Annotated in this window: 9 protein-coding genes; 2 read left to right on the forward strand and 7 right to left on the reverse strand. The window is 65.6% G+C overall.

What is annotated here, in order from left to right; translation table 11 throughout:
- The first annotated feature begins 323 nt into the window (after nt 1-323).
- Nucleotides 324-2,672, forward strand: a complete 2,349-nt coding sequence (locus ADJ79_RS05040; protein ID WP_050715051.1) for a penicillin-binding protein 1A — start codon at nt 324-326, stop codon at nt 2,670-2,672.
- A 525-nt stretch (nt 2,673-3,197) separates the two neighbouring features.
- On the opposite strand, the gene htpG is transcribed toward ADJ79_RS05040, so the two are convergent.
- From htpG to fabD, 6 genes are all read right to left on the reverse strand, one after another.
- Nucleotides 3,198-5,195 carry a molecular chaperone HtpG gene (htpG, locus tag ADJ79_RS05045; protein WP_050715052.1) on the reverse strand — a complete coding sequence of 666 codons (1,998 nt, stop codon included), beginning with the start codon at nt 5,193-5,195 and terminating at the stop codon, nt 3,198-3,200.
- Nucleotides 5,196-5,608: 413 nt separating this feature from the next.
- Entirely contained in the window at nt 5,609-5,992 is a 384-nt protein-coding gene (pspE, locus tag ADJ79_RS05050; protein WP_050716424.1) for a thiosulfate sulfurtransferase PspE, read from the reverse strand.
- Nucleotides 5,993-6,137: 145 nt separating this feature from the next.
- Nucleotides 6,138-7,388, reverse strand: coding sequence for a beta-ketoacyl-ACP synthase II (gene fabF / locus ADJ79_RS05055; RefSeq protein ID WP_050715053.1), 1,251 nt, complete (start codon nt 7,386-7,388; stop codon nt 6,138-6,140).
- A 154-nt stretch (nt 7,389-7,542) separates the two neighbouring features.
- On the reverse strand, nt 7,543-7,782 hold the full coding sequence (acpP, locus tag ADJ79_RS05060; RefSeq protein ID WP_050715054.1) for an acyl carrier protein: 240 nt from the start codon (nt 7,780-7,782) through the stop codon (nt 7,543-7,545).
- Nucleotides 7,783-7,870: 88 nt separating this feature from the next.
- Nucleotides 7,871-8,614 (reverse strand): 3-oxoacyl-ACP reductase FabG, encoded by a 744-nt coding sequence (fabG, locus tag ADJ79_RS05065; RefSeq protein ID WP_050715055.1) that lies wholly within the window; start codon nt 8,612-8,614, stop codon nt 7,871-7,873.
- 68 nt (nt 8,615-8,682) lie between these two features.
- Entirely contained in the window at nt 8,683-9,624 is a 942-nt protein-coding gene (fabD, locus tag ADJ79_RS05070) for an ACP S-malonyltransferase (protein WP_050715056.1), read from the reverse strand.
- A gap of 279 nt (nt 9,625-9,903) precedes the next feature.
- Here fabD and ADJ79_RS05075 point away from each other — a divergent pair, with 279 nt between their 5' ends.
- Nucleotides 9,904-11,112, forward strand: coding sequence for an MFS transporter (locus ADJ79_RS05075; RefSeq protein ID WP_050715057.1), 1,209 nt, complete (start codon nt 9,904-9,906; stop codon nt 11,110-11,112).
- 214 nt (nt 11,113-11,326) lie between these two features.
- Here the strand turns inward: ADJ79_RS05075 and ADJ79_RS05080 are convergent, their stop codons facing one another.
- Nucleotides 11,327-12,949 (reverse strand): PepSY domain-containing protein, encoded by a 1,623-nt coding sequence (locus tag ADJ79_RS05080; RefSeq protein WP_050715058.1) that lies wholly within the window; start codon nt 12,947-12,949, stop codon nt 11,327-11,329.
- Nucleotides 12,950-13,094 lie beyond the last annotated feature (145 nt).

Here is a 13,094-nt window from a genome sequence, read left to right on the forward strand (position 1 = left end):
CCTTACGAATTCGCTCAAATCCTAGCAGCAAACCCATCGCCAAGGAAAGAAAAGCAGCCTGTTCGCCCCTACAAAGTGTTGCCAAGAACTAACAAATGCAACCTTCGCTCACGCTCTGTTCCCGGCAGCTCACGCACGGCTACAGATCGCGCCAAAAGGGCGTTGCGCAGGTTGATAGACTGGCAGGCTTGCTGCGCAAGGCCGTGCGCTGATGGTCGCATGAAACCTTGCTTTTCCCAGACAGGGGCGGCGTCAAACGTTAAAAAAACCCGCAATTTGTGAACAAAACCACACCTTCCCGTGCTGGCGACGCCACGCCGCCGATGACGCGCCGCGTTCTGAAATTCTGTGCCGGCATTCTGATCACGCTGGCAGCCATGGCGGCCAGCGCGGCTTTTGTGCTCGGCATCGCCTTTGCCTTGGCCTACTCCAATCTGCCAGACATCTCCGAGCTGCTGAACTATTACCCCAAGCAGCCCTTGCGCGTGTACAGCGCCGATGGCGATCTGATCGGCGAGTTCGGCGAAGAGCGCCGCAGCATGGTGCCTGTCAATGACATTCCCAAAGTGATGCGCGATGCCGTGGTGGCCATTGAAGATGCGCGCTTTTACCAGCATGGCGGCGTGGACTACATCGGCGTTTTGCGCGCCGCTCTCGCCAACTTGCGCCGCGTCAAAAGCCAGGGCGCTTCCACCATCACCATGCAGGTGGCGCGCAACGCCTACCTCAGCCCTGAAAAGTCCTACACCCGCAAGCTCTACGAGATGCTGCTCACCTACAAGCTCGAGCAGCAGCTCACCAAAGACCAGATTCTTGAGATCTATATGAACCAGATTTATCTGGGCAACCGCTCCTACGGCTTTGCGGCAGCGGCCGAAACCTACTTCGGCAAGCCCCTGCAAGACATCTCGCTGGCTGAAGCGGCCATGCTGGCCGGGCTGCCGCAAGCGCCTTCGGCCAACAACCCCATCAGCAATCTGCCGCGTGCGCGCATCCGCCAGCATTACATCCTGGACCGCATGGCCGCCCACCATTTCATCACGCAGGCCGAAGCGGATGAAGCCAAAAAAGAGCCGCTGAACATCCGCCCCCCCGTCAAGCCCACCACGATACCTGCCGAGTACGCCGCCGAAATGGCCCGCCAGCTCATCTACGCCCAGTACGGCGATGAAACCTACACGCGCGGGCTGAACGTGTACACCACCATCCAGAGCCGCGAGCAAAGCGCCGCCTACACCGCCGTGCGCGACGGCATCATGAACTACGAGCGCCGGCAGGTGTACCGGGGGCCTGAAAAATTCATCGACTTGCCGCAAGACGCCCAGGGCATCATGGACGCCGTGGACGACGCGCTTGACAGCCACCCCGACAACGGCGACCTGCTGGCCGCCGTCGTGCTGGAAGCCTCGCCCAAAAAAGTCATCGTTCTGCCCCGCAGTGGCAGCCTCATCGAAATCACTGGCAACGGCCTGCGTCCGGCGCAATCGGGCCTTTCGCCCAAGGCGCGGCCCGCCGTGCGCATCCGTCCTGGCGCCATCATCCGCATCATGCAGGTGGGCAAGGAATGGCACATCACGCAGCAGCCTGAAGTGGAAAGCGCGCTGGTGGCGCTTGATCCGCGCACCGGCGCCATCGAGGCCATGGTGGGCGGCTTCGACTTCGCCAAAAACAAGTTCAACCACGCCACGCAAGCCTGGCGCCAGCCCGGCTCCAGCTTCAAGCCCTTCATCTACTCCGCCGGGCTGGAAGCGGGCATGTCGCCGGCCACTGTCATCAATGACACCCCGTTGTATTTCGATGCCAGCGTCACCGGCGGCAAGCCCTGGGAGCCCAAAAACTACGACGGCTCCTTTGAAGGCCCGATGACCATGCGCCGCGCGTTGATGCGCTCCAAGAACATGGTCTCCATCCGCATCCTGCAAGCCGTCACCCCGCAAGTGGGGCAAGAGTGGGTCACGCGCTTTGGCTTTGACGCCGACAAGCAGCCGCCCTATCTGCCCATGGCGCTCGGCTCAGGCTCCGTCACCCCGCTGCAAATGGCCGCCGCTTTTGCCGTCTTTGCCAATGGCGGGCATCTCGTGCAGCCCTACCTCATCACTCGCATCACCGACAGCAATGGCCGCACTCTCGTCGAAACGCCTGCGCCCGAGCTGACGGAAGAAAACCGCGTCATCAGCGCCCGCAACGCCTTCATCACCGGCACCATGCTGCAAGACGTGGCCCGCGCCGGCACCGCCGCCCGCGCCCAAAGCACGCTCAAACGCAGCGATCTCTACGGCAAAACCGGCACCACCAATGACGCCGTGGACGCCTGGTTCGTCGGCTACCAGCCCACCCTCGTGGCCGCCGTGTGGATGGGCTACGACCAGCCGCGCAACCTGGGCAGCCGCGAAACCGGCGGCGGCCTGAGCCTGCCCATCTGGATTGACTTCATGCGCACCGCCCTAAGCGGCGTGCCCGTGGCGCAAGTCAAGCCGCCCGAAGGCGTGACCCGCTCCAGCGGCGACTGGACCTACACCGAATACGCCAACGGCTCCGGCATCACCCACTTGGACGGCGCAGGGCAGGAAAGCGACTCCTTCCTGGACGATGACGACGACGGTGCCGGCCAGCCCGCCACAGGCGCGCCCCGGACTGAGCGCAACCGCATCCTCGATCTGTTCCAGAACTGAGCTTGGCGCGAAGGCAGGCGCAAGAGAACGAAAGAAAGAGCAGCTCCCGCGTCCTCCTGCTGGCTGGCCGCACGGCGGCATCCCGACCGGCAATCGCCATGCGCAGCCACGGCGCATGCGCTGCATCGGCCCGCCTCACGCCTGTTTCAGGCTGGCCGCGCTTCCTTGCCGGCACATTTCCAGCACATTTCTGGCGTGCTCCCGGCGCACTCGCCGCCGCCTTGAATCAGCTCCTCTATTCATAGCATGAGGTCCTAGTGAAAACTGCGCAAACGCCGTTTTAGACCTGTTGAATTTGCTCCTCTTTTAATAAGCCTGCCGCCCCCGCAGAGACATCAGCCCCGCCCCTCAAACCGCCGATTTCCCCGCCGCCATGAAACAGAAAAGGGCGCTCCAAGCGCCCTTTGCCTTTGCGGAAAGCAGCTCACAGTCTGACCGCGAGGAGCAGCAGATCAGAACGGCTGCAAGGAGCGAACCGCCCGGGCCCGCGCTTTTGCCCCCACGCAGCAGACTGCGAACGGAGCCTCACGGCTGCAGCCAGGCATTCACCCGCCGCACGTAGGCGGCAGGGTCGGCGGGCATTTGCCCTTCGGCCAGCAGGGCCTGGTCAAAGAGGATGTGCGCCAGATCGCCAAAGCGCGCATCGCCGCTTTCCAGGCCCGCAAGGCGCTGGACCAGCGGATGGGCGGGGTTGATTTCCAGCACGGGCTTGACATCGGGCACGCTCTGGCCGGCCTGGCGCAGCAGGCGCGCCATTTGCAGGCTCATGCCGCCGTCTTCAGCCACCAGGCAGGCGGGCGAATCCACCAGGCGGGCCGTGGCGCGCACGTCGGCGGCTTCGTCCTTGAGGGCTTCTTTCAGGCGGGCAATCAGCGGGGCGGCGGCGGCATGGGCTTGGTCGGCGGCTTTCTTTTCGGCCTCGTTTTGCAAATCGCCCAAATCCACCGCGCCACGCGCCACAGACTGCATGGGCGTGCCGTCAAACGCCTGCACAAAGTTCATGGCCCATTCGTCCACGCGGTCGCTCATGAGCAGCACTTCGATGCCTTTTTGGCGGAACAGCTCCAGCTGCGGGCTGCTTTGCGCGGCAGCGGGCGTTTCGGCGGTGAGGTAGTAAATGGCCTTCTGGCCCTCTTTCATGCGCGCCTTGTAATCGGCCAGGCTGGTGCTGGCGTGCGTGGTGGAGGCGTAGCGCGCCAGGCCCAGCAGGCGCTCGCGCTGGGCAGCGTCTTCGCCAAGCCCTTCCTTGAGCACGGCGCCAAAGGCGCGCCAGAAAACGGCGTATTTGCCGCCTTCGGGCTGCGGGTTTTCCGGCTGGCCGGCTTCTTTGGCATCTTCTGCCTTCGCGTCCGCCGGGCTTTGTTCCGCGCTTTTCGCTTCGCTTTCCTTGGCCAGCTCTTCCAGCATGGACAGCACGCGGCGCGTGTTGCCTTCGCGGATGGCTTTGACGTCGCGGCTTTGCTGGAGCAGCTCGCGGCTGACGTTCAGCGGCAAATCGGCCGAATCCACCACGCCTTTGACAAAGCGCAGATAGCGCGGCAGCAGCTGCTCGGCATCGTCCATGATGAACACGCGCCGCACGTAGAGCTTGATGCCGGTTTTCTGCGTGCGGTCCCACAAGTCTTGCGTGGCGTGCTGCGGGATGTAGAGCAGCTGCGTGTATTCGGCGTTGCCTTCCACGCGGTTATGGCTCCAGGCCAGCGGCGGCTGCCAGTCGTGCGCCAGGTGTTTGTAGAAGTCTTCGTATTGCGCGTCGGTGATGTCTTTGCGCGGGCGTGCCCACAGGGCCGTGGCCTGGTTCACGGTTTCCCACTCGCCGGTTTTCACCATGCGGCCGGGCTGGCCTTCTTGCGGGCTGTCTTCCCACTTTTCGCCTTCCATCTGAATGGGCAGGTCGATGTGGTCGGCGTACTTGGCAATCAGCTCGCGCAAGCGCCAGCCGTCGGCAAATTCCAGCGCGTCTTCGCGCAAGTGCAGCGTCACGCTCGTGCCGCGCTCTTCGCGGGTGATGGGGGCCACTTCAAAGTCGCCCGCGCCTTCGCTGCTCCAGCGCACGCCTTGCTCGGGCGGCAGGCCCGCGCGGCGCGATTCGACCGTTATGCGATCGGCCACGATGAAGCCCGCGTAAAAGCCCACGCCAAACTGGCCAATCAGCTGCGCGTCCTGCTTTTGGTCGCCCGAGAGGCGGCTCATGAATTCGCGCGTGCCGCTTTTGGCGATGGTGCCCAGATTGGCCACGGCCTCTTGCTCGCTCATGCCGATGCCGGTGTCTGCCACCGTGAGCGTGCGCGCAGCCTTGTCAAAGCTGATGCGCACGCGCAAATCGGGCTGGCCGCCATACAGGCTGGCGTCCGACAGCGCCTCAAAACGCAGCTTGTCGCACGCGTCCGAAGCGTTGGAAATCAGCTCGCGCAAGAAGATTTCGCGGTTGGAATAAAGCGAGTGGGTGACCAGGTGCAGCAGCTGCGCCACTTCGGCCTGAAAAGCGTGCTTCTGGGGATTTGAGGAATCTGCGGTGCTCATGCGTTCTTTCTCATCAAAAAAACAATGCCGCCGCACATAAGGCCGCCACTGGCGGCTTCAAGGCTGAACGGCCGCACGCAAGACCCGCGCGGCTGATGCTTGCAAAGCTGCCCTCAGAACAGGTTCTCTGGCTGGTATTTCAGCCTGGTGGCATCAAAAACAAGAGCAAATTCAAGGCATCGAAATACGGCTTTGCGCACATTTCACTAGGACATCACGCTATGAATAAAGAAGCGAAAGACAGCCATCTATCCAGTGCCCGTACCCACATCCTGCTCTTTCCGCCCTCTCAGCCAGACTTTGAACAAGTTCCTGGCGCGCGACCGTCAAAGCAGAAAGCAGCAGGCGCAAAAAAAGCGCACCGCAAGCAGTGCGCCTTGCCGTGGCCGGGGTTGTCCGGGCAACCGCGCCAATCAGCTCAGGCCCTGGGCCTTCAGGTCTTCGTAGCCGCCCTGGTTGGTTACGTTCTTGTAGCCCAGCTCGCGCATGATTTGCTCGGCCTGGCCGGAGCGGCGACCGCTGCGGCAATACAAATGCACGGCGGCATTTTTGTCGGGCACGGCGGACTGAATGCGCTCGGCAAACTCCTGCAAGGGAATGTTGGCCGCGTCTTTCAGGTGGCCTTGGCCGTACTCTTCGGGCGTGCGTACGTCAATCCAGATGCCGGGGGCTTTGGTGGCGGCGGGTGAAGCCTGGGCGGCGGAAGCAGTCATGTGTGCAGCGGTGGAAGAAGGGGTTTGCGCGCAGGCGGTCAGCGAAGCGAAGGCGGCCAGCGCGGCCAGAAGCAGTTTTTGCATGTGAATGGAAAACAAGGCTGAAAAAGGGCGCGAGTCTAGAAGCGCCTGGCCTTGCCAGCTGACAGGGCCGCCTAATACGCCAGTGTTTTCCAGGGGGATTCCAAGCAGGCCTTGCCAAAACACGGATCAGTGGCATGCCGCCGCTTCACACGCGCGTGAACACCAAAGAGCCATTGGTGCCGCCAAAGCCGAAGTTGTTTTTCAGGGCGGCTTGCAGCCTGACATCGCGCGCGGTATTGGCGCAGTAGTCCAGGTCGCACTCGGGATCGGGCGTGTGCAGATTGATGGTGGGCGGCACTTTCTGGTGGTGCAGGGCCAGCACGGTGAAGATGCTTTCAATGCCGCCCGCGCCGCCCAGCAGGTGCCCGGTCATGGACTTGGTGGAGCTGATCACGAGCTTGCGCGCCTGCTCGCCAAAAGCGGCCTTGATGGCGTTGGTTTCATTGATGTCGCCCAGCGGCGTGGAGGTGCCGTGGGCGTTGATGTAGTCCAGCTCGTCAGCGTTCAGCCCCGCATCGCGCAGGGCCGCCTGCATGGCGCGGCGGGGGCCGTCCACATTGGGGGCGGTGATGTGGCTGGCGTCGCCGCTCATGCCAAAGCCGGCCAGCTCGGCGTAAATCTTCGCGCCGCGCGCCTTGGCGCGTTCGTACTCTTCCAGCACCAGAATGCCCGCGCCTTCGCCCAGCACGAAACCATCGCGCTCCTTGTCCCACGGACGGGAAGCGGCGGCAGGGTCGTCGTTGCGGGTGGAGAGGGCGCGCATGGCGGCAAAGCCGCCCACGCCCAGCGGCGAAACCGTGGATTCAGCGCCGCCGGCCACCACCACATCGGCATCGCCATACTGGATGAGGCGCGCGCCCTGGCCGATGCAGTGCAGCCCCGTTGAGCAGGCCGTGGCCAGCGTGAGATTGGGGCCTTTGAAGCCGAATTTGATGGAAACATGCCCCGCCAGCAAATTGACGATGGAGGCGGGCACGAAAAAGGGCGAAATGCGGCGCGGGCCGCGCTGGGCGTAATCGGCGCAGGTTTCCTCGATCATGGGCAGGCCGCCGATACCAGAGCCGATGACGCAGGCAATGCGCTCGGCCTGCGCCTCATCCAGCGCCTCGCCCGTAGGCAGGCCCGCATCGGCCACGGCTTCGGCGGCGGCGACCAGGCCGTACTTGATGAAGGTGTCCATCGTTTTGGCTTCCTTGGTGGAAACCACGGCGGACACATCCAGCCCCTTGACTTCGCCCGCAATGCGGCAGGCAAAAGCCGATGTATCAAAACGGGTGATGGCGGTGATGCCGCTCTGGCCTGCCAGCAGGCTGGCCCAGCTCTGGCTGACGTCGTTGCCGACGGGGCTGACGCAGCCCAGGCCGGTGACGACAACGCGGCGACGGTGTTGGCTCATCTTGTCTTGCTCCACAAAATCAAAGGGCCAACAGCAAAACTCCCGCAGACGGGAGCGGGCCTGTCGGCGGGAGTGGCCTTGCAAGCGGCGGCCTGGACCGGGCGATCATGGAGCGCCGGGCAGCGCGCCTGCTGACGGCATGCGCGTGGGCCGGTCAGGCTGCCTTCTTGGTGTTGGCGTAGTCGATGGCCGCCTGAACCGTGGTGATTTTTTCGGCGTCTTCGTCCGGAATCTCGATGCCGAACTCATCTTCCAGGGCCATCACCAGCTCCACAGTGTCCAGAGAATCAGCGCCCAGATCGGCCACGAATGCTTTTTCGTTGGTGACCTGGGACTCTTCCACGCCAAGCTGCTCGGCGATGATTTTCTTGACACGTGCTTCGATATCGCTCATGGATTCCCTCTAAGGGTTGTGAAAAACAGGGGATTCTAGCCGCGCTTGCAGAGAGCGCTGGCGCGGCCTGCCGCAGCATCGGCGGCCTTCAGTCCATGAACATGCCGCCATTGACGTGCAGCTGCTGCCCGGTCACATACGCCGCGCCGGGGCTGGCCAGCCAGGCCACGGCATGGGCCACTTCTTCAGCCGTGCCCATGCGGCCCAGCGGAATTTGCGCGGCCAGCGCCTTTTGCTGCTCTTCGGGCAGCACGGCCGTCATGTCGGTGGCGATAAAGCCCGGGGCCACGCAATTGACCGTCACGCCCCGGCTGGCCAGCTCGCGCGCCAGCGCGCGCGTCATGCCCGCCACGCCCGCCTTGGCCGCCGCGTAGTTGGCCTGGCCGGGGTTGCCCGTGGCGCCCACCACGCTGGTGATATTGACGATGCGCCCATAGCGCTGCTTCATCATGGGCCGCATCACGGCGCGGCTCATGCGAAAGACGGCCGTGAGATTGGTTTCCAGCACTGCGTTCCAGTCTTCGTCTTTCATGCGCATGGCCAGCGTGTCGCGCGTGATGCCGGCGTTGTTCACCAGCACATGCAGCGCGCCGCGCTCCTTGACGATGGACTCCGCCAGCGCTTCGCACGCCGCGCCATCGCGCACGTCCAGCGTCACGCCCTTGCAGCCCGGCCAGGCGGCCAGCGCCGCCGAAATCTTCTGCGCGCCTTCATCTGACGTGGCCGTGCCAATCACGGCCATGCCGCCAGCCGCCAGCGTCTGGGCAATGGCCGCGCCAATGCCGCGCGTGGCGCCCGTGACCAGGGCGATTTGTTGGGTTGAACCGGTCATGAAAACTTCACTCCTTCCATTGATGAAACTTGAAATGGCGGCCAGCAAACGCCTCGCCGGGCCGCGAATTACAGCGCCTTGACCTGCGCCAGCGTCGCCGGGTCATACAGGGCGGCGCTCGCCAGGCTGTCGTCAATCCGCTTGGTCATGCCTGCCAGCGCCTTGCCGGGGCCGCATTCGACGATGGCCGCAGCGCCCAGCGCCTTGAGCTTTTGCACGCATTCCACCCAGCGCACAGGGCTGAAAGCCTGGCGGTAGAGCGCGTCGCGGATGCGGGCCGGGTCGCTTTCCACCGCCACGTCCACGTTGTTCACCACGGGAATTTGCGGCGCGGCCAGCGTCACGCCCTCCAGCGCGGCTTTGAGCTTTTCAGCAGCGGGCTTCATCAGGCTGGAGTGAAACGGGGCCGAAACCGGCAGCGGCAGCGCACGCCGCGCGCCCATTTCCTTGAGAACGCCGCAGGCCTTGTCCACCGCCGCTTTCGTGCCGGCAATCACGGTTTGCGTCAGGTCGTTGAAGTTCACGGCTTCCACCACTTCTGCCGGGTTGTTCATGGCCCGCGTGGCTTCGGCGCAGCCCTGGCGCACCTGGGCCGCATCCAGCCCCAGAATGGCCGCCATCGCCCCGGCGCCCACGGGCACGGCTTGCTGCATGGCCGTGGCGCGCAGGCGCACCAGCGGCGCGGCTTGCGCCAGCGTGAGCGCGCCAGCGGCCACCAGCGCCGAATACTCGCCCAGCGAATGTCCGGCCACGGCCACCGGCAGACCGCCGCCCTCGGCGCGCCAGGCGCGCCAGCAGGCCACGCCCGCCGCCAACATCACGGGCTGGGTGTTGGCAGTCAGTTGCAGTGCTTCTTTCGGGCCTTCGTGAATCAGGCGGGCCAGGTCTTCGCCCAGCGCGTCGCTGGCTTCGCTCAGCGTCTCGCGCACGGCGGGGTGTTCGCCCCAGGCATCCAGCATGCCGACCGATTGGGATCCCTGCCCGGGAAAAACGAAGGCGAAAGCAGTCATGACGTGTATTTCCTTTGCAATATTGAAATGTGTGAACGGCCTGTGCGCGGCCTGCAAGCGCGATTTTCAGCGGTATCCGCCCGCCACCCTCGAAACGCGCTGGATTTTTCAGGGCCTGCTTGCAAGTTGTCCGTCAAGGGCCAAAACCCGAGAGCCGGGTTGGGCTGCAAGGGGCAAATCGCCCGCAAGTCCTGGTGAAACGGGCGCGAGTCACTCTGTTTTTTGCAGCAACCCGAACCGGCTCCGGGCGGCACAATCCGCAGTCTTTTTTTCTCTCCTATGTCTTCACCTTCTTGCGAGGCTGCGGCCCCACTGGCGCGTCCGGAGCGCTTTCCCGTTGCAGCCATGCTGGCCATGGCCGTGGGCGGCTTTGGCATCGGCACGGGCGAGTTCGTCATCATGGGTTTGCTGCCCGAGGTGGCCAAGGGCCTGCAAGTGAACATTGCGCAGGCGGGGCGCGCCATCAGCGCGTATGCGGCGGGCGTGATGGTGGGCGCGCCGGTGCTGGCGGTGCTGACGGCCCAATGGCAGCGGCGCTGGCTGCTGGTGGCGATGATGCTGGCGTACGCGCTGGGCAATTTCGCCAGTGCGCTCGCGCCGGGGTATCCGTCCCTGATAGCGCTGCGCTTTGTGGCCGGGCTGCCGCACGGCACGTACTTTGGCGCGGCGGCTCTGGTGGCGGCCGCGCTGGCGCCGCCGGGGCGGCGGGCCACGTCCGTGGCGCTGGTGATGACGGGGCTGACGGCGGCAACCGTGGTTGGCGTGCCGCTGGCCACCTGGGCGGGCGAGTTTTTCGGCTGGCGCGCCGCTTTCGCGCTGGTGGGCTGCAATGCGCTGGCGGCTGCGTGGCTGATCCAGCGCCACGTGCCCGCGCAGTCCGCTCCGGCGCAAGGCAGCGTGCTGGATGAACTCTCGGCGCTGCGGCTGCCGCAGGTGTGGCTCACGCTGGGCGTGGCGGCCATTGGCTTTGGCGGGCTGTTCGCGGTGTTCAGCTACATCAAGCCGACGCTGCTGCATGTCAGCCACATGCCGCAGTCCTGGGTGCCACTGACGCTTTCGCTGTTTGGCATGGGCATGGTGGCGGGTAATCTGGCAGGCGCGCGGCTGGCGGACCGGTGGCTGATGCCTTCGATCGCGGGCGTTCTGGTCTGGGCGCTGGCCGTGATGGCGCTGTTTTACTGGGCGGCGCTGTGGCCGGTGACGGCGGCTGCGGGCCTGTTCCTGGTGGGCACCATCGGCGCGCTGGGCGTGGGCACGCAGATGCGGCTGATGGATGTGGCGGGCAAGGCGCAGTCGCTGGCTTCGGCGCTGAATCAGTCGGCTTTCAATCTGGCCAACGCGCTGGGCGCGTGGTTGGGCGGCGCGGCCATTGAGGCAGGCTGGGGCTGGCGTTCCACCAGCTGGGTGGGCGCGGCGCTGGCGCTGGGCGGCCTGGGCATGTTCGCGGCCTGCCTGTGGACGGCGCGGCGCGAAAGCCTGCGCGCCTGAGAACCTGTTCATGGCCTGGCCCCGCTAGGAGCGCGAAGCAAAGCGGAGCAGGCCAGGCACAGCCAGCAGGCCGCATGACGCTGTTTCGCTCTTCTATTCATAGCATGACGTCCTAGTGGAAACTGCGCAAGAGGCATTTTTGACCCTCTTGAATTTGCTCCTGTTTCTGGTGATGCCTGGCAGGCGGGAAACCGCCTGGGAGCGCCGTTTCCAGTCAGCTGCCCGCCCTGCGCGCCCTGCGGTTCAAGACGCGCGCCTGCCGCGCTTTCAGCGCCAGGCGGCGCGCGCCGATGACCACGCCCGTCAGGCTCAGGACCGCGCCGCCCAGGCTCAGGGCCAGCATGAAGGCGTCCCACAAGGGGCGGCGCTCCAGCAGGGGCAGCCAGTCCCAGCTGTGCAGCAGGGTAAAAAGCCAGCGGCTGGCGCGGCGGGCGCGGTCGGTGCGCTCCAGCACTTGCGCCGTGCGGGGATCGACGTAAACCCAGCTGGCGTGTTCGTCGTCAAAAACCAGGCGCAGCACGGGCAGCGGGCGGTTGGCGTGGCCGCCGGTCATGGTGTGGTCGGCGCGGGGGTAGTAGTAGAAGTCGTAGGCCGTGAGCATTTGCGCCTGGGCCACGGGGGCGGGCAGCAGGCGGGCGGCGGCTTGCTGCACTTTGCTGGCGGGCAGATCCAGCGGGGCGGCGGTGCGCGCGTCCAGCACACGGGGCGCGCCGGGCCGCTGGCTGTCAAAGGCCAGCGCGAGCGTGCGGCCCAGGGCGGGCTGCCAGCGCAGTTCGCGGATGGGGGCCGCGCCGGAATCGGCAGACGAAGCGGCGGCCAGCAGCGCCTGCGGCGCGGCCCATTCACCGGCGCGTCCGGGCAGTAAGGGGCCGCCGCGCAGGGCCTTGAGTTGCAGCGGCTCGGCCTGGCTGCTGAACACGCCCAGCGGGTTCATCGACATCAGCCCGCTGAAAACCCAGGCGCAGGCCGCCAGCGCGAACAGCATGCCGCTGATGTGATGCCAGCGCGTCATGGGCTGCGGGAAGGGCGTGCGCCTGCCGGTGCGGTAGGGCTGCCCGAAGCGCCAGCGCCAGATGCCCACCGCCGCGCCGGTCAGGACGGCCACGCAGCCGAGCGCGGCCAGGGTGTCGATGATGAGCGCCCACCACGCATCCCACGCGCCGCCCCGGAACATGTAGAGCCAATGCAGCCAGGAACCCAGGTAGTTCCAGCCACGCTCGCTGCGCGTGGCGTCGCGCACGACCTCGCCCGTGCGGCTGGAGACATACAGCTGCGTGCCCGCCGCGTCATGCAGCTGCACGTGGTGCAGCGGGCGGTGCACGTCCAGCGCGGCGGAATGGGTGTGGGCATCTTCTTCCACCAGGCCCAGATAGGAGACGGCAGCGGGCGGCGCTTGCGGCGCCTGCGCTGATTCGGCGGCAACCCATGCAGCGGCGCTGGCCAGGGCGTGGCGGGCGTCGAACGGCTGCGAATCCAGCCGCTGGCCGGTGCGCGCGTCAATCAGGATGGGCGGCGCGGCCTGCGGCCTGCGGCCCGCCATGCGGCCGTCCGTGTCAGGCGTGGCGAAATACACCGCCTGCGCGCCGCTGCTGACGGCCAGCCGCAGCGCAGCCAGCGGCTGATGCACGCCCGCCGCCTCCAGCGCCTGCTGCGGCGACAGCACCGCCTGCCCTTGCAGCGGCGGCAGGTGCGCCAGCCGCTCGGCTTCGGTGAGCTTGGGGTGGCCCACATACATCATGACCATGCCGGAGACAAACCAGCACACAAACAGCCAGCTCAGGGCAATGCCCAGCCAGCGGTGAACAAGGAACGGCCAGCGTTTGGGGTGAAGTTTCATGAGGGTCTTGGCATCGCTGTTTCAGCGCCATCTCGCGCCAGTTTCATGGCTGCGCGGCGCACGTCATCTCCAGCCATATGAATGGCATTCTGCCCCGGCAGCGGCGCGCCGGGCCGCCGGCAGCGCAGCAAACGGAAAACCGCGC

The organism is Ottowia sp. oral taxon 894 (genome assembly GCF_001262075.1).
Taxonomy (GTDB): Bacteria; Pseudomonadota; Gammaproteobacteria; order Burkholderiales; family Burkholderiaceae_C; genus Ottowia; species Ottowia massiliensis.

What these genes read in the sequence shown, in the direction of transcription:
- ADJ79_RS05075 (WP_050715057.1), top strand. Translation starts at nt 9,904, where the DNA reads ATGTCTTCACCTTCTTGCGAGGCTGCGGCCCCACTGGCGCGTCCGGAG.
- acpP (WP_050715054.1), bottom strand. Translation starts at nt 7,782, where the DNA reads ATGAGCGATATCGAAGCACGTGTCAAGAAAATCATCGCCGAGCAGCTT.
- fabD (WP_050715056.1), bottom strand. Translation starts at nt 9,624, where the DNA reads ATGACTGCTTTCGCCTTCGTTTTTCCCGGGCAGGGATCCCAATCGGTC.
- pspE (WP_050716424.1), bottom strand. Translation starts at nt 5,992, where the DNA reads ATGCAAAAACTGCTTCTGGCCGCGCTGGCCGCCTTCGCTTCGCTGACC.
- ADJ79_RS05040 (WP_050715051.1), top strand. Translation starts at nt 324, where the DNA reads ATGACGCGCCGCGTTCTGAAATTCTGTGCCGGCATTCTGATCACGCTG.
- ADJ79_RS05080 (WP_050715058.1), bottom strand. Translation starts at nt 12,949, where the DNA reads ATGAAACTTCACCCCAAACGCTGGCCGTTCCTTGTTCACCGCTGGCTG.
- htpG (WP_050715052.1), bottom strand. Translation starts at nt 5,195, where the DNA reads ATGAGCACCGCAGATTCCTCAAATCCCCAGAAGCACGCTTTTCAGGCC.
- fabG (WP_050715055.1), bottom strand. Translation starts at nt 8,614, where the DNA reads ATGACCGGTTCAACCCAACAAATCGCCCTGGTCACGGGCGCCACGCGC.
- fabF (WP_050715053.1), bottom strand. Translation starts at nt 7,388, where the DNA reads ATGAGCCAACACCGTCGCCGCGTTGTCGTCACCGGCCTGGGCTGCGTC.